This window comes from Clostridium sp. (assembly GCF_018372875.1).
Taxonomy (GTDB): Bacteria; Bacillota; Clostridia; order Clostridiales; family Clostridiaceae; genus Clostridium.
The window spans coordinates 1-20,161 of the sequence record NZ_JAHAIF010000026.1; the positions used below are offsets into that span (position 1 = coordinate 1).

Here is a 20,161-nt window from a genome sequence, read left to right on the forward strand (position 1 = left end):
AGTGTACCATTTTTTAAGAAAAATTTAAATAACTCAAATAAAAATAATTAGATATAAGTATATTTTTACCTGTCTTAATTTACTAAGTTGACGACATTGACCGAACGGTACGTACTGGTGGTGTGAGAGGTCGGTAGATAAAATAATTATCTACCTCCTACTCGATCCTTTGCTCTGCCTATCCCACTAATCATGGGACATATGGATTTCTTTGGACAATCTTTAAAAAATAGATTGTAGTAGTTAGGATAGTTCAATTTTAAAATAATCACATATCTTTTTTATAGATTTAGCACTAGGTATAACTAAATCATGCTCCCAATTATATAAATCATTAAGCTCCATTTTTAATTCTCTACAAAATATATTTCTATCCATATTATGTAGCTTTCTAACTTTAGTACTCTTTTCCTCTATGGTATTTTCAGGAAGAAATTTTAAAGTTTCAATATCAATATTTTTAGATGTATTGGAGAATACTTCCTTAAAAGTCGCATGTGACTTTATATTGCTTGTCCGGTTGAAAGATCTATTTCTAGTCCTTCCTCTTCAAAGAAACCTTCGCTTATAGCAACATACATTGGAGCATAGAATACAGAACGAACTACTTCGTTAAGACGAACTTTTTGTAGCTCTGATTTTTCTTCTTTCTTGCCACAACCAATCAAAGAACAACTAATAGTAAAAACAAGTGCCAAGAAAAGTGCTAGTTTTGATTTTTTTCTCATGTTCGTATGTCCTCTCCTTAATGATTACTAAAGATGCTTTATGATGTATATTATGACGGATAATGTCAGAGTGTTAAAGAAAGATGGAAAATAAAAATAGTAATAGAAAATTTATAATAGATAAATGCGATATAATTTTAATATAACAATTGTAATTTAAATTATTTATGAGAGGAGTTATTATGAAAATACGAGATATGGTTTTAGAGGATTTTAAGGAAGTAAGTAAATTGATGTATCAGGTACATAATCTCCATTTAGAAAATAGGAAGGATATTTATAAAGAGTCTAATCCTATGTCGAAGAATGAGTTCATAAATATCTTAGAAGATAACCATTGTATATCAATATTATCAGAAGAAAACAATGAGGTTTTAGGTTTATGCATGGCAAGTATAAAGGAAGTTTCAAATCATTCGTTACTAAAAGATAGAAAAGTTGGATACTTAGATGTGTTATGTGTAGAGGAAAGTTGTAGGAAAAGAGGTATAGGAAAAAAGCTGTGTGATGAAATTATGTTTAGATTAAGAGAAAAGGGAGCTGTAAGTTTAGAACTTATGGTATGGTCCTTTAATAAAGAAGCAATAAATTTTTATGAAAGCATAGGGATGGCTGAAAAAAATAAAGTTATGGAATATAAGTTATAAATATATATTTTTATATGTGCCTAATTAACATTTATTTCATATAAATATTAATATGAGAGTTTATAGAAGTATATTAATTAGGAGGATATAAAATAATGAGATATATAAATACAAGAGAATTTGATTCAGAAGTTTTAAACCAAAGTGGAGTGGTAATTGTTGATTTTTATGCAACTTGGTGCGGTCCTTGTAAGATGCTTTCGCCAGTACTTGAAAGAATAGATAATGAAATGGGGAATATAAAAGTAGTTAAAGTAGATATAGATGAAAGTAGGAGATTGGCTATGAATTATGGGGTTCAAAGTGTTCCTACAATAAAGATATTCAAGGATGGAAGAGAGGTAGCTACAAAAGTAGGCTTCCAACCTAAAGAAACATTAGAAAATATTATTCAAATGATTATGTAGAGGAAGTGTAAAAATTGCAGGAACGTTATGATATAGCTATAATTGGAACAGGCCCTGCAGGATTGTCAGCTGCATTAAATGCTAAAATAAGAAATAAATCATTTGTGTTATTTGGAAGTAATAATTTAAGTTCTAAAATAGCAAAAGCTCCTAAGATAAATAATTTTTTAGGATTTCCTAATATGAGTGGTAAAGAAATGGGAATGGCTTTTAAAGAGCATATAAAATCAATGGGAATAGAGATTACAGAAGAGAGAATAAATAATATTTATTCAATGGGTGATTATTTTGCATTAATGGTAAATGATAAGATGTATGAAGCAAGAACCATAATACTTGCTACAGGAGTGGAATTCTCAAAGCCTATAAAAGGAGAGTTAGAGTTTTTAGGTAGGGGGGTAGGATACTGCGCAACCTGTGATGCTCCTCTTTATAGTGGCAAGGATGTAGTAATAGTATCTTCTAACGAAGAAGGAGAAAGAGATGCAAATTATGTATCTGAATTAGCTAAGAGAGTGTATTATATTCCATTATATAATGGAGAATATAGAATTAATAGTAATATAGAAGTGGTAAAGGATAAACCTATGGAAATTGTAGGTGATGATAAAGTTAAAAAAATATTATTAAAAAATAATAAAATAGATACTGATGGAGTATTTTTTTTGAGGGATGCAATTTCTCCATCTCAACTTGTACCTGGACTTCTAGAAATAGATGGACATATAATGGTTGATAATCATATGAGAACAAATTTAAAAGGATGCTTTGCAGCAGGAGATTGCGTTGGAAAACCATATCAATATATAAAAGCTGCTGGTGAAGGGAATATAGCATCACTATCAGCAGTTGCATATTTAGATGGAAGATAATAATTTGAGAAAATTGAAAAAATATCATAATTAGAATTTATATATATAAAGGACTAAATTAAAATTATAAGTATTTTAATTTAGTCCTTTTATATTAACCTTGAGACATTTCTTGTTTTACAGTTGCTATTTCTTCAGGAGTAGCAGGTTGTGCAGGAATATAATATCCTTTTTCTTTAGCTATTTTAAATAAATTATATTGGCGAGTTTCATCTAGATTTCTCATAGTTATTATTTGTTGACGAAGTTGTTCGTTCTCAGTTTGAGAAATTATTCCACCATATCCTGCTAAACTAGCATTTAATCCAGCAAGGTAATCGCTAATCATTTCTTTTTCTTGCATTTTTACATTCCTCCTATCCTAAGAAAGTCATTAATTTATCTTTGTTTGTTTTTGCATCTTGTGCATCTTTTGTAAGGATTTGTTTTAATTGAGGGTCAGTACATTGTTGAGCATAGAAGTTTAACTTCTTCTCAATAGTGCAGTGAGCTCCAATTAAATGACGTAAGTTTTGTAGCTCTAATTGATTTAAGTTAGCCATAGTTATATCTCCCTTCAAAAAAACTTCAATATTAACTTTTACAATTCACTATCGATTTATACATAAAAAACTTGGAGCATTATCCTTAAACTTTTTTTTATATCTCTTAAGTTTTTCTTTAGTTTTTTCACAAGATATATATAAGAAATAAGTTTTAGAATAAAGACATAACAAAAGAGAAGGAGATAAGATCATGAATATTGAAATGTTAACAAATTATTTTTCACAATATGGGATAATAGTTTTCTTTATAATAATTTTTCTTGAATATCTAAATGTACCAGGTTTAGCAGCTGGTATAGTAATGCCTCTGGCAGGTGTGTGGGCAGCTAATGAAAGAGTAGGTTTTTTTACAGCTATTTTTATATCAGTAATAGCTGGACTTTTGGGCAGTTTAGTTCTTTATTTCATAGGAAGAATAGGGGGAGAAATATTTTTAAATAAGTTAATACAGACGTTTCCTAATCAAGAAAAGATGATAAATAGCAAACTAGACTATTTAAGACAAAAGGGAAGTATAGGAGTTTTTATAAGTAAGCTAATACCTATGGCAAGGACATTAATAGAGATTCCAGCTGGAGTACTAAAAATTGATTTTATGAAGTATTTTTGGAGTGCTAGCTTAGGAATATTGGTGTGGAATTCAATATTTATAGGTTCGGGATATATATTTGGTGAAGCTGTATTTCAAAAACTAACCTTTTTATAGGGAGGAGATAAAATGAGAATTGCAATGTTGACAAATAACTATAAACCTTTTGTTGGAGGAGTTCCAATATCAATAGAAAGATTGTCTAAGTCTTTAAGAAGTCTTGGACATGAAGTTTATATATTTGCTCCAACTTATGATAATCAGTGTGATGAGGAATTTGTAATAAGATATAAATCCTTAAAAGGAAAAATATCAGGAGGAGTTGTACTTCCAAATATATTTGATATAGAAATAGAGAAAAAGTTTAAAGCTTTAAAGTTCGATATTATACATGTGCATCATCCAATGTTATTAGGCAATATAGCTCGGTATTTAGGGAAAAAATATAATATTCCAGTTGTATATACTTATCATACAAGGTATGAAGAATATTTACATTTTTTAAAACCTTTCAAATTATTAGAAAGTAGTGGAGATAAAGTAGGGGATAAAATTTTAAATTATAGTAAAGAAAAATTTGTGCCTAATAGAATAAGAAACTTTGTTAATAGGTGTGACTTGGTATTTGCACCTACTGAAACAATGAAGGAATATTTGTTACAAAGGGGTGCAGAAAGTAAGGTGAAAGTATTACCAACTGGACTAGAAGATGAATACTTTAATGAAAATAAAGAGGGAAGCAGGGAAGTAAGAAATAAGTATATTAGAGATAATAAGTATTTGTTTTGTACTGTTTCAAGGCTTAGTAAAGAGAAAAACTTACACTTTTTTATAGATGGATTACTAGAACTAAAAAATAAAATAGGTGATTGCTTTAATACTATGGTTATTGGTGATGGTCCATTAAAGAAAGAGCTAGAAGAAAGAGTTCAGAGATTAGGTCTTCATAATAATATTACCTTTATAGGAAAAGTTGATAATAAAAAGATAAAAGAGTATTACGGTGCATGTGATTTGTTTCTTTTTTCGTCAAAGTCAGAAACTCAGGGAATAGTTATTCTTGAAGCTATGGCATCAAAGATCCCTGTAGTAGCAGTTAAAGCTTCAGGTGTAATGGATGTAGTAGAGAATGGTGTTAATGGATACATGACAACTGGGAACGAAGAGGATTGGGCTAATAGGATATGGGATATTATAATGAACAATAATCTAAGGGTGAAACTTAAAGATGGAGCTTTTAGAACATCAAAAGAATACTCTGACTCTAAAGTTGCTAAATTGGCCCTACATTATTACGAAGAGGTAATATTAGAATGTTATAGAAGGGGACAAGAGTATGCACTTAAAATGGGATAGGGATAGGTTACTTAGTAATGTTTATATAAGCTATTTAAGATTAATATGGAAAACAAGTGATATTGAATATGAAGGAGAGATAAAAGATTTTACAAACAGTATAATTGGATTTTGGCATGGTGACAGTTATGTTATGAATTTAGCAATTAATAAATTAATATCAAAGGATATAGATTTAAAGGTTGTAGTTACTGCTGATAAAAGAGGAGATTATATTGAGAATATCCTGAATTATTATGGAGGGAAAGCACTAAGAATGCCAGATGGTATAAAGATGAAGGGGTTTTTAAAAGAACTTAAGACAGAAAGTAAGAAGGAAAATGGAACTTTAGCCATTGCTCTTGATGGACCATTAGGACCCTTCCATGAACCAAAGAAAATAGCACCTTTGTTATCAAATGAATCTGGTAAAGAATTAATAGGATTTAAAATAGATTATTCTAATAAGATATCCTTAAATAAAAGATGGGATAAATATTCAATACCACTACCATTTACAAGGATAAGAATAAATACTGTAAATTTTGGAGTGGTAACAAAGGATGATTTAAGAGGATATAGAGAATATTCTAAAGAGTTAAAGAAGTTTCTTTAGAAATTCTTTAGATTTGTCTAGAGATTATCTTTAGTAATATTACTTACACTTTAATTAATAGGTGATAAATGATATCTTTATTATGTATTTAATAAGAAAAGAGGTATTGCTATGAATACATATAATGTTTTAGTTGTAGAGGATGAAAAGGAAATTGCAGATGCAATAGAGATATATCTAAAGAATCAAGGATATAGGGTATTTAAAGGATCAAATGGAATAGAAGGTTTAGAGATAATAGATAGAGAAGAGATACATTTAGCTATTGTAGATATAATGATGCCTAAGATGGATGGTATCCAAATGACAATGAAGCTTAGAGAAAATCATGATTTTCCTGTAATTATGTTATCAGCTAAATCTGAGGATTTTGATAAAATAACAGGTCTTAATATTGGTGCAGATGATTACGTAACAAAGCCATTTACGCCATTAGAGTTACTTGCAAGGGTAAATTCTCAGCTTAGAAGATACTCTAAATATTTGAAGTTGGTTGGCAATAAAGAAATTGAGGAAAATGTGTTTTCAATAGGAGGTCTTGAACTTAGTGTTGATAGAGTAGAAGTTACTGTAGATGGAAATCAAGTAAAAATGACCCCTATAGAATTTAAGATATTGCATCTACTTATGAAAAATGCAGGAAGAGTATTTTCGTCAGAAGAGATATATGAAAGAGTGTGGAATGAACAAGCAATAAATACTGATACCATAATGGTTCATATAAGAAACATACGAGAGAAGATAGAAATTAATCCTAAGAATCCAAAGTATTTAAAGGTGGTGTGGGGAGTTGGATACAAAATTGAAAAACAATAAGAAAAGTTTATTATTAAGTGTAATAGTAGGAATTATTATTTTAGCAATATCAATAGGTATGGTAAGTCTTTACCCTAAAATGGTTAGTGTGGCTAAAGAGAAATCTTTATCTGTAAATTCATATATAGATTATTCTCTTCAAAAATATATGTACGATAGTAGTATGGTTTTATATAAAAATTTACTTGAAAAAGAAAATGATAAAAACATAGTACCTTCTGATATTTTTATTAAAGATAGAGAAAATGAAAACTATGATAGAAATGAGTATAAAGAATATATAGATCAAAAAGTATATAATGCTGAAGATCGACTTAAAAAAGGAATAAAAAATCTTGATTATATAATTATAAATAATAAAAGTGGTTTTGAAATTTCTAAAGGTGAAGATAATATTAAAAAGATAGCAAAAGGTGAAGTAATAAGTGAAGATGAGTATTATGGATATTACATAGTTGTTAAATATGATGAAGATGGTAACTATAAGATAGTAGATATTAAAGGTGCAGATAAAGGTTTTATTACAAATTTATTTTATGATCTAGAATGGAACTATTATAGTGATAGTGGAAGTTTAATTGTAAGTGGTCCTAAGGATGTCACTATTGCTTATGGAATACCTAAGGTCTTAGAATATGATGATCCTATTAGTTACCGTATAGAAAATAGTGACATAAGTACATATGGTGATATTTCTTTATTATATGGTGGAGCATTAGCTGTAATAATAATTATTTTAGCATTATTTACTCCTTCAAAAATATGGAGTAGATGTATTGGCATAAAAAAAATATTAAGAATACCATTTGAAATTTTAGTGGTTTTATTGACTTGTATGATTTCACTAATAGCTTTATTACCAATGTTAGTATATGAATATGGAAATAATATTAGAAACTTTATAGAGATAATGAATAGTATAGGGGCATCCCAAAGAACATCAGAAATAATATTTATGTTGGGTAATATACTATGTTTGTCAATTGTTATATATGGAATTTACTTAGCTATAATATCTGTAAAAAATATTTTTTATGTTGGAGTTAAAGAGTATTTTAAAACTAAATCATTAATAGGAATACTATTATTAAAATCTAAAGGCTGGATTAAGGAAGGTTATAACAGACTTATAGAAATAGATTTAAACGATAAATCAAATAAGACTCTTATAAAAATATTAGGTGTAAATTTTATTGTATTAAGTATAATGTGCAGTATTTGGTTTTTTGGTATAGGAATATCAATAGCTTATACAATAGTGTTGTTCTTTGTCCTAAAGAAGTATTTTGATGAAGTAAAACAAAAGTATAGTATTTTGCTTGAAGCAACTAATAAAATTGCGGAAGGAAATCTAGATGTAGAAATAAAGGAAGATTTAGGGTTATTTAATCCACTAAAAGGGGAACTAGAAAAGATTCAATCAGGATTTAAAAAGGCTGTAGAGGAAGAAGTAAAAAGTCAAAGATTAAAAACTGAACTTATATCAAACGTTTCTCATGATTTAAAGACACCATTGACTTCAATAATAACTTATGTTGATTTATTAAAGAATGAAAAAATTACAGAAGAAGAGAGAAAATCATATATAGAAACAATAGAGAGAAAATCTCAAAGGCTTAAGAACTTAATTGAAGACCTATTTGAGATGAGCAAAGCTACTAGTAAAAATATTCAGCTTAATATAGTAGATGTGGATATAGTAGAGTTAATGAAGCAAACACAGTTTGAATTAAGTGATAAAATTGAAGAATCATCACTGAAATTCAAATGGAATTTACCTAATGAAAAGGTAATTATAAAATTAGATAGTCAAAAGACATTTAGAGTATTTGAAAATCTATTGATTAATATAGTTAAATATGCAATGCCAAATTCTAGAGTCTTTATTGATATTATAAACGAAGAGGATAATGTATCTATTATATTAAAGAATATGTCTGCTAATGAGATGGATTTTACGGCAGAAGAGATAGTTGAAAGATTTGCAAGAGGAGATAGATCTAGAAATACTGAGGGGTCAGGTCTTGGACTTGCAATATCAAAGAGTTTTGTTGAACTACAAGGTGGAAGTTTTAACATTGAAATAGATGGAGATTTATTTAAAGTGAAAATTGATTTTAATAAATAGTAAAAAGGAAGTTGTAACCCAACTTCCTTTTTACTATTTATTAATTATAGTTTGTGAATATTTACTGCCATAGGACCTTTTTCGCCTTCCTGTATATCAAAGGATACACTTTCACCTTCATGTAAATCTTTTTCTGAACCCTTTTCTTTTATTTGAGAATGATGAACAAAAACATCTTTTCCATCATTACAAGAAATAAATCCATATCCTTTTTCTTGATTATACCATTTTACTATTCCTGTTATACTTGCCATTTTTAATTATCTCTCCTTATTTTATGGTGTCTTAGTTAGTATTCCTTTAGAAGAAAATAATTATGTTACAAAATCAATAATGTTGAGAATAAAATTAAGGGATATACATGACTAATAGTAATGTATATCCCTTAAAGTTATATTTTTTTAACTGTATCTCTTTCTACTAAGGTATTGTTCAAAATAATTCTTTTGCTATATTCATTGTTACAATCAATTTTATCTTTAATTAAGCTTGCAGCGTTAGTTCCAAGTAGGTGCATGTTTTGATCCATAGTAGTAAGTTTTGGTTCCATAAGGCTACTTAATTGAATATTATCATATCCAATAATAGATAAATCCTTAGGTATCTCTATATTTAACTTTTTACAAGCATTTATTGCTCCAACCCCCATAAGGTCGTTACAAGCAAATATAGATGTTACATTTAACTTAGGTAAAAGTTCTACCAGCATAGATGTTGTACTATCTACGGTTGTTAAGCTGTTACCTTCACCTATATTTATAATATTTTCAGGATGGAAGTTATCAATATCCATCATGACTGTTTTATAAACCTCTTCCTTAACATCATAAGAATAACTATCTTTACCACGAATAAATAAAATGTTTCTGTGATTGTTATCAAGTAGATATCTTAAGGCTAATTTGCATCCCATAGATTCATCATTTGAAACTGATGATATATTGGGAACAGTTGTATAACCATTTATAAAAACAAATGGTATCTTTTTAGATAATTCGTTATAAAACTTATTTTTAATATTTGATGTAGTAGGGTCAACCACTATAATACCTGCAACGTTTCGAGCAAGCAGATTATTAATACATTTTTTTTCTTCATCTTTATCATTAGATGTGGTCATTAATATAATGGATAAAGAATGTTTTTTTAATTCTGATTCTATCCCGTATACAACGCTTGGGAAGAATAAGTTAGTTAAACTAGGAACTATTACACCTATTGTAGTTGATTTTCTTCGAGTAAGTTCCCTTGCTTGTATGTTGGGTATATAGTTTAGTTCTTCAATTGCCTTAAGAACTCTTTTCTTAGTTTCTTCTTTAACAGGATAATTTCCATTCATTACCCTTGATACAGTAGCCACAGAGGTATTTGCCTTTTTTGCTACTTCAGTGATAGTTATGTTCATAGAGTTATTCCACCTTACAATGTTTTTATAAATTTATCAAAGGCTTCTAATCCTTTTTCATCCCTTTTAAATACACCTGCATGAGTTAATACTTCTTGGAATTTTAGTCCAACTTCTTCTTTTAAAATTTCCATTATAGTATCTTCTGTGAATGATGAGTATTTATTAATGATGTAATTATACCACTTAGCGTGTTTAGAAACAATTTCATTAGTAGAGATATCTTTTTCACCATCTAAAAGAGCATTCTTAATTATATTAAGCTCATTTTTTAATCTAGCAGGTAAAACGGCAAGTCCCATAACTTCAATTAAACCAATGTTTTCTTTCTTAATATGATGAACTTCTTCATGAGGGTGGAAAAGACCAAGTGGATATTTTTCACTAGTTCTATTGTTTCTTAAAACTAAGTCTAGCTCATACTTATTATTTTTATATCTAGCTATTGGAGTTATAGTATTATGTGGTTCGTTATTAGTGTTACTTAGAATATCTACAGTAGCATCTGAGTATTTTCTCCAAGTAGATAGAATATGGTCAGCTAAGTTTAATAAATCATCCTTATTGTCACTTACTAATCTAACTACAGACATTGGCCATTTTAAACGTCCAACAGTTACTTTTTCATAACCTGGAATGACATAAGATTTTTCTAATAATGCATTCTCCATTGCAAAAGTATATCTTCCACCTTGGTAGTGGTCATGTGATAAAATTGACCCTCCAACTATTGGTAAATCTGCATTTGATCCTACAAAGTAATGTGGAAATTGTTCTACAAATCCTAAAAGATTTTCAAAAGTAGTTCTATTTATTTTCATAGGAATATGCTCACTGTTTAGTACGATACAATGCTCATTATAATAAGTATAAGGTGAGTATTGTAAGAACCATTTAGTATCATTAAGATTTAATGGAATTATCCTATGAGTTTGTCTTGCTGGATGATTTAGGTTTCCATAGAAACCTTCATTTTCCTTACATAGTAAACATTTTGGATAAGATGAAGCTTTTTGAAGTTTAGCTTTGGCTATCTCCTTTGGATCTTTTTCCGGCTTCGAAAGATTAATTGTTATATCTAAATCACCATAAGGGGTAGAGGTTTTCCATACTATATTTTTATCGGTTCTTTCTTTTCTAATATAATTAGAAGCAATACTTAAATCAAAATAGTAATCAGTTGCATGCTTTGGATCTTCTTTATATAGCCTTAAGAAGGTATTAATTACTTCAGAAGGTCTAGGCATAACACAGTTCATTACTTTTGTATCAAATAAATCTCTTTCTGTAGTTGAGTTTTCAATCATATTTTTTGAAACTGCGTAGTCTAAAATATTTTCTAAAATTTCTGTAGGATTATCTAAAGTTTCATCAATATTTTCCTCTTCGAATTCATTTAGATTTAAAGTTCCAAGTAGCATGTTTATTGAATATATTCTATCTTCTTCTGAGATTAAACCTTTTTGAAGAGCAAAATTTATAAGTCGATTTATCTCACGGTTTATCATAATAAAACCTCCTTAATCATTAAATCCCTTTGGATTTTGAGAATGCCATGTCCATGCTGTTTTTATAATGTCTTTAACGTTAGTATATTTAGGTTGCCAGTTAAGAAGATTATGAGCCTTTTCACTTGAAGCTATAAGTACAGCAGGGTCACCAGCTCTTCTTTCTCCTAAGACAACCTTTATTTCTTCACCGGTAGCTTCTTTTGTTGCATCTATCATTTCTTTTACAGAGAAGCCTTTACCGTTTCCAAGGTTAAAGATATTGCTCTCATTTCCAGCTCTTAAATAGTTAAGGGCTTTTATATGTGCATCTGCAAGATCTAAAACATGGATATAGTCACGGATACATGTACCATCTTCTGTTGGATAATCATCTCCAAATACTGTAATGTGTTCACGTTTCTTTAAAGGTACTTGAAGTATTAATGGTATAAGATGAGTTTCTGGTGAGTGGTCTTCTCCAATACTACCATCTTCTAAAGCACCTGCAACATTGAAATATCTTAGGGAAACAAATTTAATTCCATTAGCTTTATTTACCCATTTCATCATTTTTTCCATTGTAAGCTTTGTTTCTCCATAAGTATTGGTTGGGTTTGTTTCATCATCTTCTAGAATAGGAACTTTTTTAGGTTCTCCATATACAGCAGCTGTGGATGAAAATACAATTTTATCAATGTTGTGTTTAACCATACTTTCAAGTAATACTTGCATTCCATATACATTGTTATTAAAGTAAAGTAATGGGTTAGTCATGCTTTCACCAACTAATGAGTTTGCGGCGAAATGTATTACAGCCTCAATTTTATTTTCTGAAAATACTTTGTCTAAGAAATCATGATCTCTTATATCACCTTTGTAAAATTTAGCTTTTGGATTAACTGCTTTTAAGTGTCCTGTTTGAAGATTGTCCACAATTACAACATCTTCATTGTTTTTTATAAGCTGATGAACTGTGTGAGAACCAATGTAACCAGCACCACCACATACTAATATTGACATACTAAAACCTCCTAAAATAGCTTTCTAGTTCCATCAGAAATATCTACTACATAGAAACTAGGTTTATATCCAATAATTTTTTCGTATTTTTCAGTAGAGTAGTTTATGAATTCATCAATAGCATCTTCTTTTACTATGCTTATTGTGCATCCACCAAAGCCAGCTCCTGTCATACGCGAACCTATAACATTATCTTTTTGATCCCAAGCGGCTTCAACTAAAGTGTCAAGTTCAATTCCTGTAACTTCGTAGTCATCCCTTAAAGAAATATGAGATTGGTTCATAAGTTCACCAAAAGTTTTTATATCATTGTTTTCTAAAGTTTTTACAGCTTTTAGAGTTCTTATATTTTCTAATACAGCATGTTTAGCTCTTTTTCTAATGATAGGGTTTTCTATTTTATCCTTTAAAGATTCAAAATCTTCTTCTGTAAGTTCACCAAGAGAAGATATGGTTTTATATTCCTTTAATATTCTTAATGCTTCTTCACATTCAGCTCTTCTTTCGTTGTATTTTGAATCAACAAGACCACGCTTTTTATTAGTATTTCCTATTACTAGCTTGTACCCATCCATATTGATTTTGCTGTATCTATATTCTAAAGTGTTACAGTCAAGTAAGATTGCACAGTCCTTAGTTCCCATACCAATAGCAAACTGATCCATTATTCCACAGTTTACTCCGATAAATTTATTTTCAGCTTCCTGGCTCATTTTAACCATAGAAACCATATCAACTTCTAAATTGAAATTATCTTTAAGAATTATTGAAGTTAATAATTCAAGGGAAGCTGATGATGAAAGCCCTGAACCGTTAGGGATATTTCCGTATACTAATACGTTAAATCCATTTGAAATATCAAAACCATGGTCTTTAAAGGTTTTAATAACACCTTTTGGATAATTAGCCCAATCATGTTCTTTTTCAAATTTAAGTTGGTCTAAATCAAATTCTATAACTCCAATATCTTTAAAGTTATTTGAATATAATCTAATCTTTTTATCATCTCTTTTTGTAGTTAGTCCATAAGTTCCTATAGAAAGTGCACATGGAAATACATTTCCTCCGTTGTAATCTGTATGCTCTCCAATTAAATTTACTCTTCCAGGTGAAAAATAAATGTTAGTTGGATTTTCGTTAAAGATTTCAGTAAAGTCATTTTTTAAGTTTTCAATAAGTTCCATATTAATACCCTCCTTTATTTACTTTTATAGTAAGCGATTACTATAAAAAAGTAAATACTTTTTTGCTAAATAAAAGAAATTAATTAATTGTTTACATAATTGTATTTACAATGATAGTTTTGAAAGAGTATTATATAAACAAGAAGATTAATATATATTATTTATAGAAAAAAAGTAGAAAGCGATTTCTTAGGAGGTATTTATGAGAATTAATGAAGAGTTTGTATTTGAAGATAAGAATGGACAAGTATATGAGTATACATTAGGAAATGATAAAAATATTGAAGTTAAAATATTGAATTTAGGAGGGATTATAACAGGGATATATGTTCCAGATAGGAATGGAGTTTTAGAAAATATAGTTGTAGGGTGGAAAAATTATAAAGACTATACATGGGATAGTGCTTATACTGGAGCTTTGGTGGGGAGAACAGCAGGAAGAATTGCAGATGGTAAGGTTACTATAAATAAAGAAACCTTTGAGTTATCAAGAAATTCGGGAAATAACACATTACATGGTGGTAGTATAGGATTTAATAAAAAGCTATGGAATGTTACTAAATATAATGATGAGGATGAAGTTGGATTAATATTAGAATGTGCAAGTAAAGATGGAGAAGAAGGGTATCCAGGAAATGTTATTCTAAAGGTAAAGTATTCTTTAAATAATAATAATGAATTATCAATAGAGTATTATGGGACAAGTGATAAAGATACTCTGCTTAATATGACCAACCATTCTTATTTTAATTTATCTGGAGACTTAAAGAGAAGTGTTTTAGATGAGGTCCTAACTATAAAATCTAATAAATTTGCTGCTATAACAGAAGATGGAGCTTTATCAGGAAAATTGATAGATGTTGATGGAACTGAATTTGACTTTAATAATCCTAAAGAAATAGGAAAAGATATAAATGGGGAACATAATCAATTGAAATTGGGAAATGGATATGATCATCCTTGGATTTTAGATAAAAATGTTAATGTTAAGGTAAGATTAGAAGATAAGGAATCTGGTAGAACTATGGAAGTATATACTGATAGAGAAGCTGTTGTTGTATATACCACAAATTATCCAGAAGATAATAAGGAGTTATATAGTGGTGGTTTTCTAAAGAAAAATTATGGAATATGTTTTGAGACACAGGGTGTGCCTATAGGAAAAAATGAAGCCTTTTTAGATGGATCAATACTTAGAAAGGGAGAAGAATATAAAGCAAAAACTATTTTTAAGTTTATAAATTAATATAATATAAATATATTGTTTTTAATAAAAGGCTGACTTCTATTGAATATAGGAGTCAGCTTTTAGTTCTTTAACTATCTATATTATTCTATCTAAGAAGATTAAGTAAATGTATTAGTATCTATGATTTTTCTAAATTTATATATAGATTTAGCTTTTACATAACCTAATGTAATAATAAATAGAACTAATAATATTGTTATTTCAGATAATACAACCCTAAAAGGTGTTGAATAATTTACAAGTGGTGTTATATATAAAAGTTTTATTACTGCTCCATGGAATATATACATAATTAATGAATTTTGTCCTATAGTATGAAGCTTAGTTGCTTTTGATGGAATATAACTTAGTATTAATCCACCTAATATAAATGAGCCCATGTAATGAAATATCCTAATAAAGAATGGGAAAAGACGGTTATCATAGTAGAATTCATATTTAGTATATTCAAATAGAAGTTCCAGCATAGTTTCGTCCTTTAATAAGTAAAGGACAAATAAAACTACTATTGAAGAAAGTAATAAGTGAATTCTATATTTTTTTAACTTTTCTAAGTATTCTTTTTTGAACATCATTCCAGCTACAAAATAAGGTAAAAAGAAAAAAGTTCTTGAGACACTAGCATAGCTACCAACACTATTATCAAAACCTATAGCTAAGGAAGCAATTAATGATAGTATAAGCCACTTTTTCTTATCTTTTATATAATCTGATAAAATATACCAGAATATTAAAGATAATAAATACCACATGGTCCATTGAGGTGTAAAAAACTCTAGGGTTAATGAAGCTTTAAATATAAATTTATTTAAAAGATAGTAGAATATTTGTACACCTAAATATATCTTGAATATTTTTATTACTTTTTCTTGAGTTGTTCTTTTGCTTTTTGTGCAAAAATATCCTGAAACAAATGTAAATAGGGGCATATGGAACATGTATAGTACCAGTAAGAAGTAATGTGTGTTTAAACAAGACGGTTGTGCATGCTCTAAAGAGTTCCCTATAATTACAAAAATAATTAAAAAGGCTTTAAGATTGTCAAAATAATAATCCCTAGTTTTTATAATAATCCCCTCCTCTTGTATATAAAATATTACATAAACGTTACAAAACAATGTCAATTATATTACTTGAATTATATTAGTCAATATAAATAGAAGCAGTAATATTACATAAGTTAGTAAAATAATATTAATAGAGGGTGGTGGATATGTGGTTTAAGAACTTATTTAAGAGAAAAAAAAGTGATACTATTAAACAAGAAAATAAAAATATAACTACTGTTGCATTTGTTGCCTTAGAAAATAGAGAGCTTCCTAACAAAAATAATCTTAGACAGTACTTAGAGGATAAATTTAACTTAAGAGTATTTTTTAATAAGTGGAAAGAGGATGTAGGAACTATAGATATAGAAGATAAACAAGTAATAATAACGTTAATGCCATATCCAATTAATTGGGATGAGATTAATCAATCTTGTGAAAGAGCATGGTACTTTAAACAAGCAAGAAGTAAACTAAGTAAGCATACTGCACATTTAGTTATATCTATTAATGGAAGGTTAGATGAACAAATTAGGAATTCTATCTTATTAAGCAAGATGATAGTAGCTATAATTAATTCTACTAATGTATTAGGAGTATATTGGTATAATATACAAACAATAAGGTCCCCTGAGGAATTTGAAAATAAAATTGTAAGTTTAGATGAAGAAAATCTTCCCATTGAATTATGGGTAGATATAAGAATGCGGATGAATGGAAACTTTAAACAAGATATTTATACTGTAGGAATGGATAAGCTAGGATTAAAGAATATTGAAATACTTAATTCTAAATTAGATTATTATATTTTATATATTTTTGTATATGAAGTATGTTTAAATATGGTGTCAAGTTGTTACGAGTATAGAGAAAAGGATATAATTGAAGAAGGAAAATATAAGTTCCAAGTTGAATATAATAAAGGATCAATAATTGATAATAAAGAAGTAATAAGTTTTGTTTCGTTATAAAGGAGGAATATTGATGGATTCAGCTTTATTTATAGTTGATATGAACAATGGTTTTGCAAGAGAAGGGGCATTATCAAGTGAACGAGTAGAGAAAATAATACCCAATATAGTAAAGGTGATAGAAAAATTTAAAGATAATGGGGATAGAATTGTGGCATTTACAGATAGTCACAAAAAGGATGCAGCTGAATTTAAGAGTTTTCCACCTCATTGTGTAGAAGGTACAGCAGAATGTGAATTGGTAGATGAGATTAAAGCATATGAAGAATGTATGAAGGTTATAAAGAAAAATTCAACAAATGGATTTTTGGAAGAAGAGACACAAATAGAAGTAAATGACTTGATTAGTAAAGGAGTTAAGAAGTGGTATGTTACTGGATGTGTAACTGATATTTGTGTAAAACAATTTACTTTAACATTAAAAACATACTTTAATAAAGAAAATTTAGATATGGATGTTATAGTAATTAAAAATTGTGTAGATACTTTTGATGCACCTGGTCATAGTGCAGAAGAAATGAACAAATACTCTTTTATGGATATGTCACAAGCTGGGGTTAAATTAATAGAGGAATTTTAAGAGGAGATTTTTATGAATCTCTTCTTTTTACTGTCTAGGAAAATATAAAATTTCAATTAGCTATAAATCAAAGGTATTATTACATTTTCATATTAAAAAATATAAAATAAAGGATAGTAATTTTATAATTTCCTTACCTTTAACAAGCAAAATAAATATCCGCTACACCTTTTTTATTCTTTAATTGGTAAATAAGTTGTGTGAATTGAATTAAGAGTAAAAAAATATTATAATTTATAAAAGAAAAATAAATAGTAGTAAAGAGTTAGAGGAGTAGCAATGATTAAAGCAGTATTATTTGATTTAGATGGAACACTATTAGATACTAATGAATTAATTTATAAGTCATTTTGCCATATGTTTAAAGAGGTATTAGATATAGAATTGCCTAAGACTGAAGTAACTAGATTGTATGGAAAGCCTTTAGAGAGATCTTTGGAAAAATATTCAAGTAACAGAGAAGAGTTGGAAAGAATGATTAATGAATATAGATCTTATAATGCAGAGTATCATGATGAAATGTGTGCACCATTTGAAGGAGTTATGGAATTACTTCAAACTCTTAAGAGTAAAGAAATTAAGTTAGGAATAGTAACTTCTAAAAGAAAGGAAGTAGCTGAAAGAGGAATGATGCTTGGAGGCATACTTGAATATATGGATGTTATAATATCACCAGAATCTACTATAAAGCATAAGCCAGAAGGAGAGCCAGCTATGAAAGCTTGTGAAATATTAGGGATAGAGCCTAAAGAAGCAATAATGGTTGGGGATAGTAGCTATGATTTGTTATGTGGTAAAAATGCAGGATGTTTAACTTGTGGAGTTGAGTATACTGCTTTAGATATTAAAGATTTATTAGATGTAAAGCCAACATATATGGTTAAAAAACCTACTGATATTTTGGAACTTGTATAGGAGGGTATATGAACGTACAGATATTTGGAACCAAGAAGTGTTTTGATACTAAGAAGGCGGAAAGATTCTTTAAAGAAAGAAGAATAAAGTATCAATTAATAGATATGAAAGAAAAAGGTATGAGTAAAGGTGAGCTTTCTTCTGTAAAAGCATCTGTAGGTATTAATGAATTAATTAATACAAAATCTAAGAATTATTCTAAATCAAACTTAGGTAATATAAGAAGTGCAGAGGTTAAAGAAGAAATATTATTAAAGGATGGAAGTCTTATAGTTACACCAGTAGTTAGAAATGGGAAAAAAGCTACAGTTGGTTACAAACCTGAAATATGGCAAGAATGGATAGATAGTGAATAGGTTAAAAGTAGGGGATAACCTCTAGCAATAAAGTTGCTAGAGGTTACTTTTGGTTAAATAATTAATTTTTTTATGAAATTTATCATAAAGTTTTATCATTTTATCTTCAGTACAAGCGTTATGAATTTCTGAAATAGGAATCCATTTAACACCCTTAGTTTCTTCTTCATTTAGAATAAGTTTAGTATTTTCATCTCCCTCAAATAGATAGGCTACTGAAAGATGAAGGTGAGGTGAAACAAATCTCCCTTTTTTATAATGACCATCTACAGTAAGAATATCTAGGGAAAAGATATTGGGAACAATTAGGTTTAGGTTTTGAATTCCGGTTTCTTCTTTTGTCTCTTTTATAGCAACATGTAGCAAGTTATCATCACCATCAGCATGTCCGCCAGTCCAAGACCAAGAGTTATATATTCTATGATAAATCATAAGAACTTTATCCCTAGTTTTGTTTAAAATATAGCCAGAACTTGTTATATGCATTATTTCATTTTCTCTAGTTAGAATATTACTATGATTTCTTATTGCATCTAAAATTATTTTTTTATCTGATTCTTCTTGTGCGTTAAAGGGAAGATAGTTTTCGATTTCTTTAATCCAGTCCATTGTAACCTCCATAATAGTAGAAACTCAAAGTTTTAACCTTGAGTTTCTATATAATTATTTCTTCTTTTTTTTCTTTCTAACAGAATAACCAAAGCTACCTAAGCTCTTTTTTGTCATTGGATAGTATTCTCCATGGCAATAATTAATTAAGTTTGCTTCTTCAAAATGAATTTTCCCTTTTTCGTCCATTAAGCTTTCGTCAATATGTGAACATAAAACATCTGCAATAATTAAATCATGAGTTCCTAAGGGAATAATTTGTTTAACCTTGCATTCTATTGCAACGGGACATTCATCTATATATGAGGCGTTAATTTGACTACATTCCTTCATTGTAAAGCCCATTTCTTTAATTTTATCATTTGTTCTACCACTTTTAACACCACAATAATCTACAGCTTTAGTCATATTTGAGTGAGGCATATTAACCACAAATTCCATAGACTCTTTTATATATTCATAGGATAATCTATGAGGTCTTACAGATATAGAAAGCATTGGTGGTTTAGTACATACTGTACCAGCCCAAGCTACTGTAAATACATTTTCTTTTCCTTCTTTATTTTTAGAAGTGATTAAAACCACTGGAACTGGATTTAAAACTACACTTCCTTTGAAATCCATCTTGCTCATATAAAAACTCCTCTGTATTA

The 20,161-nt window shown here is 28.7% G+C and carries 24 protein-coding genes; 13 read left to right on the forward strand and 11 right to left on the reverse strand.

Annotated features, from left to right (window positions below; translation table 11 throughout):
• Window positions 1-503: 503 nt before the first annotated feature.
• Window positions 504-728, reverse strand: a complete 225-nt coding sequence (locus tag KIB46_RS09790) for an ABC transporter substrate-binding protein (RefSeq protein ID WP_291671572.1) — start codon at window positions 726-728, stop codon at window positions 504-506.
• 182 nt (window positions 729-910) lie between these two features.
• Here KIB46_RS09790 and KIB46_RS09795 point away from each other — a divergent pair, with 182 nt between their 5' ends.
• From KIB46_RS09795 to KIB46_RS09805, 3 genes are all read left to right on the forward strand, one after another.
• On the forward strand, window positions 911-1,375 hold the full coding sequence (locus tag KIB46_RS09795) for a GNAT family N-acetyltransferase (protein ID WP_291671574.1): 465 nt from the start codon (window positions 911-913) through the stop codon (window positions 1,373-1,375).
• Between the two features lie 92 nt (window positions 1,376-1,467).
• The gene (gene trxA / locus KIB46_RS09800) at window positions 1,468-1,782 is read left to right on the forward strand and encodes a thioredoxin (protein WP_291671648.1); all 315 of its coding nucleotides are present in this window, start codon (window positions 1,468-1,470) and stop codon (window positions 1,780-1,782) included.
• Between the two features lie 14 nt (window positions 1,783-1,796).
• Window positions 1,797-2,654, forward strand: coding sequence for an NAD(P)/FAD-dependent oxidoreductase (locus tag KIB46_RS09805; RefSeq protein WP_291671576.1), 858 nt, complete (start codon window positions 1,797-1,799; stop codon window positions 2,652-2,654).
• A 94-nt stretch (window positions 2,655-2,748) separates the two neighbouring features.
• Here the strand turns inward: KIB46_RS09805 and KIB46_RS09810 are convergent, their stop codons facing one another.
• Both KIB46_RS09810 and KIB46_RS09815 read right to left on the reverse strand, forming a co-directional pair.
• Window positions 2,749-2,997 carry a spore coat protein gene (locus tag KIB46_RS09810; protein ID WP_156560898.1) on the reverse strand — a complete coding sequence of 83 codons (249 nt, stop codon included), beginning with the start codon at window positions 2,995-2,997 and terminating at the stop codon, window positions 2,749-2,751.
• A 13-nt stretch (window positions 2,998-3,010) separates the two neighbouring features.
• Window positions 3,011-3,196 (reverse strand): hypothetical protein, encoded by a 186-nt coding sequence (locus KIB46_RS09815; protein WP_027098217.1) that lies wholly within the window; start codon window positions 3,194-3,196, stop codon window positions 3,011-3,013.
• 193 nt (window positions 3,197-3,389) lie between these two features.
• On the opposite strand from KIB46_RS09815, the gene KIB46_RS09820 reads away from it, so the two are divergent.
• The 5 genes from KIB46_RS09820 (at window position 3,390) to KIB46_RS09840 (ending at window position 8,683) form a co-directional block, all read left to right on the forward strand.
• On the forward strand, window positions 3,390-3,905 hold the full coding sequence (locus KIB46_RS09820; RefSeq protein WP_291671582.1) for a DedA family protein: 516 nt from the start codon (window positions 3,390-3,392) through the stop codon (window positions 3,903-3,905).
• Between the two features lie 12 nt (window positions 3,906-3,917).
• Window positions 3,918-5,144: a glycosyltransferase gene (locus KIB46_RS09825; protein WP_291671584.1), complete on the forward strand. Its 1,227-nt coding sequence runs from the start codon at window positions 3,918-3,920 to the stop codon at window positions 5,142-5,144.
• Window positions 5,125-5,739 carry a hypothetical protein gene (locus KIB46_RS09830; RefSeq protein WP_291671586.1) on the forward strand — a complete coding sequence of 205 codons (615 nt, stop codon included), beginning with the start codon at window positions 5,125-5,127 and terminating at the stop codon, window positions 5,737-5,739. The genes KIB46_RS09825 and KIB46_RS09830 overlap by 20 nt, the downstream gene beginning before the upstream one ends.
• Before the next feature lie 111 nt (window positions 5,740-5,850).
• Window positions 5,851-6,555, forward strand: a complete 705-nt coding sequence (locus tag KIB46_RS09835) for a response regulator transcription factor (RefSeq protein ID WP_049179445.1) — start codon at window positions 5,851-5,853, stop codon at window positions 6,553-6,555.
• Window positions 6,530-8,683 carry a sensor histidine kinase gene (locus KIB46_RS09840; protein WP_291671587.1) on the forward strand — a complete coding sequence of 718 codons (2,154 nt, stop codon included), beginning with the start codon at window positions 6,530-6,532 and terminating at the stop codon, window positions 8,681-8,683. Before KIB46_RS09835 ends, KIB46_RS09840 begins: the two co-directional genes overlap by 26 nt.
• 44 nt (window positions 8,684-8,727) lie before the next feature.
• On the opposite strand, the gene KIB46_RS09845 is transcribed toward KIB46_RS09840, so the two are convergent.
• From KIB46_RS09845 to KIB46_RS09865, 5 genes are all read right to left on the reverse strand, one after another.
• Complete coding sequence (locus KIB46_RS09845; protein WP_156560902.1) at window positions 8,728-8,937, reverse strand: cold-shock protein; 210 nt, start codon at window positions 8,935-8,937, stop codon at window positions 8,728-8,730.
• Window positions 8,938-9,074: 137 nt separating this feature from the next.
• Window positions 9,075-10,088, reverse strand: a complete 1,014-nt coding sequence (locus tag KIB46_RS09850) for a LacI family DNA-binding transcriptional regulator (RefSeq protein ID WP_156560903.1) — start codon at window positions 10,086-10,088, stop codon at window positions 9,075-9,077.
• A 14-nt stretch (window positions 10,089-10,102) separates the two neighbouring features.
• Entirely contained in the window at window positions 10,103-11,596 is a 1,494-nt protein-coding gene (galT, locus tag KIB46_RS09855; RefSeq protein ID WP_291671591.1) for a UDP-glucose--hexose-1-phosphate uridylyltransferase, read from the reverse strand.
• Between the two features lie 12 nt (window positions 11,597-11,608).
• Window positions 11,609-12,598: a UDP-glucose 4-epimerase GalE gene (gene galE, locus KIB46_RS09860; protein WP_156560905.1), complete on the reverse strand. Its 990-nt coding sequence runs from the start codon at window positions 12,596-12,598 to the stop codon at window positions 11,609-11,611.
• Between the two features lie 11 nt (window positions 12,599-12,609).
• Complete coding sequence (locus tag KIB46_RS09865) at window positions 12,610-13,782, reverse strand: galactokinase (protein ID WP_156560906.1); 1,173 nt, start codon at window positions 13,780-13,782, stop codon at window positions 12,610-12,612.
• 202 nt (window positions 13,783-13,984) lie between these two features.
• Between KIB46_RS09865 and KIB46_RS09870 the strand changes: the two genes are divergently transcribed.
• Complete coding sequence (locus KIB46_RS09870) at window positions 13,985-15,028, forward strand: aldose epimerase family protein (protein ID WP_291671593.1); 1,044 nt, start codon at window positions 13,985-13,987, stop codon at window positions 15,026-15,028.
• Between the two features lie 101 nt (window positions 15,029-15,129).
• On the opposite strand, the gene KIB46_RS09875 is transcribed toward KIB46_RS09870, so the two are convergent.
• Complete coding sequence (locus KIB46_RS09875) at window positions 15,130-16,155, reverse strand: acyltransferase family protein (RefSeq protein WP_363290412.1); 1,026 nt, start codon at window positions 16,153-16,155, stop codon at window positions 15,130-15,132.
• Window positions 16,156-16,244: 89 nt separating this feature from the next.
• Between KIB46_RS09875 and KIB46_RS09880 the strand changes: the two genes are divergently transcribed.
• The 4 genes from KIB46_RS09880 to KIB46_RS09895 all read left to right on the forward strand — a co-directional run bounded on the left by KIB46_RS09880 (window position 16,245) and on the right by KIB46_RS09895 (window position 18,899).
• Window positions 16,245-17,048: a hypothetical protein gene (locus tag KIB46_RS09880; protein WP_291671595.1), complete on the forward strand. Its 804-nt coding sequence runs from the start codon at window positions 16,245-16,247 to the stop codon at window positions 17,046-17,048.
• Window positions 17,049-17,061: 13 nt separating this feature from the next.
• The gene (locus KIB46_RS09885; RefSeq protein WP_291671597.1) at window positions 17,062-17,628 is read left to right on the forward strand and encodes an isochorismatase family cysteine hydrolase; all 567 of its coding nucleotides are present in this window, start codon (window positions 17,062-17,064) and stop codon (window positions 17,626-17,628) included.
• 279 nt (window positions 17,629-17,907) lie between these two features.
• Window positions 17,908-18,543 (forward strand): pyrophosphatase PpaX, encoded by a 636-nt coding sequence (gene ppaX / locus KIB46_RS09890; RefSeq protein WP_291671599.1) that lies wholly within the window; start codon window positions 17,908-17,910, stop codon window positions 18,541-18,543.
• A gap of 8 nt (window positions 18,544-18,551) precedes the next feature.
• Window positions 18,552-18,899, forward strand: a complete 348-nt coding sequence (locus KIB46_RS09895; protein WP_156560911.1) for an arsenate reductase family protein — start codon at window positions 18,552-18,554, stop codon at window positions 18,897-18,899.
• 36 nt (window positions 18,900-18,935) lie between these two features.
• On the opposite strand, the gene KIB46_RS09900 is transcribed toward KIB46_RS09895, so the two are convergent.
• Together KIB46_RS09900 and KIB46_RS09905 are read right to left on the reverse strand one after the other, a co-directional pair.
• Entirely contained in the window at window positions 18,936-19,508 is a 573-nt protein-coding gene (locus KIB46_RS09900) for an NUDIX hydrolase (protein WP_291671601.1), read from the reverse strand.
• 54 nt (window positions 19,509-19,562) lie between these two features.
• Window positions 19,563-20,141, reverse strand: coding sequence for a flavin reductase family protein (locus KIB46_RS09905; protein WP_291671603.1), 579 nt, complete (start codon window positions 20,139-20,141; stop codon window positions 19,563-19,565).
• Window positions 20,142-20,161: the final 20 nt, after the last annotated feature.

Coding starts and splice junctions, on each gene's coding strand:
- galT (WP_291671591.1), bottom strand. CDS start 11,596: ATGATAAACCGTGAGATAAATCGACTTATAAATTTTGCTCTTCAAAAA.
- KIB46_RS09845 (WP_156560902.1), bottom strand. CDS start 8,937: ATGGCAAGTATAACAGGAATAGTAAAATGGTATAATCAAGAAAAAGGA.
- KIB46_RS09850 (WP_156560903.1), bottom strand. CDS start 10,088: ATGAACATAACTATCACTGAAGTAGCAAAAAAGGCAAATACCTCTGTG.
- KIB46_RS09870 (WP_291671593.1), top strand. CDS start 13,985: ATGAGAATTAATGAAGAGTTTGTATTTGAAGATAAGAATGGACAAGTA.
- KIB46_RS09795 (WP_291671574.1), top strand. CDS start 911: ATGAAAATACGAGATATGGTTTTAGAGGATTTTAAGGAAGTAAGTAAA.
- KIB46_RS09895 (WP_156560911.1), top strand. CDS start 18,552: ATGAACGTACAGATATTTGGAACCAAGAAGTGTTTTGATACTAAGAAG.
- KIB46_RS09790 (WP_291671572.1), bottom strand. CDS start 728: ATGAGAAAAAAATCAAAACTAGCACTTTTCTTGGCACTTGTTTTTACT.
- KIB46_RS09810 (WP_156560898.1), bottom strand. CDS start 2,997: ATGCAAGAAAAAGAAATGATTAGCGATTACCTTGCTGGATTAAATGCT.
- KIB46_RS09825 (WP_291671584.1), top strand. CDS start 3,918: ATGAGAATTGCAATGTTGACAAATAACTATAAACCTTTTGTTGGAGGA.
- KIB46_RS09815 (WP_027098217.1), bottom strand. CDS start 3,196: ATGGCTAACTTAAATCAATTAGAGCTACAAAACTTACGTCATTTAATT.
- KIB46_RS09830 (WP_291671586.1), top strand. CDS start 5,125: ATGCACTTAAAATGGGATAGGGATAGGTTACTTAGTAATGTTTATATA.
- galE (WP_156560905.1), bottom strand. CDS start 12,598: ATGTCAATATTAGTATGTGGTGGTGCTGGTTACATTGGTTCTCACACA.
- KIB46_RS09900 (WP_291671601.1), bottom strand. CDS start 19,508: ATGGACTGGATTAAAGAAATCGAAAACTATCTTCCCTTTAACGCACAA.
- KIB46_RS09880 (WP_291671595.1), top strand. CDS start 16,245: ATGTGGTTTAAGAACTTATTTAAGAGAAAAAAAAGTGATACTATTAAA.
- KIB46_RS09905 (WP_291671603.1), bottom strand. CDS start 20,141: ATGAGCAAGATGGATTTCAAAGGAAGTGTAGTTTTAAATCCAGTTCCA.
- KIB46_RS09885 (WP_291671597.1), top strand. CDS start 17,062: ATGGATTCAGCTTTATTTATAGTTGATATGAACAATGGTTTTGCAAGA.
- KIB46_RS09820 (WP_291671582.1), top strand. CDS start 3,390: ATGAATATTGAAATGTTAACAAATTATTTTTCACAATATGGGATAATA.
- KIB46_RS09835 (WP_049179445.1), top strand. CDS start 5,851: ATGAATACATATAATGTTTTAGTTGTAGAGGATGAAAAGGAAATTGCA.
- KIB46_RS09865 (WP_156560906.1), bottom strand. CDS start 13,782: ATGGAACTTATTGAAAACTTAAAAAATGACTTTACTGAAATCTTTAAC.
- ppaX (WP_291671599.1), top strand. CDS start 17,908: ATGATTAAAGCAGTATTATTTGATTTAGATGGAACACTATTAGATACT.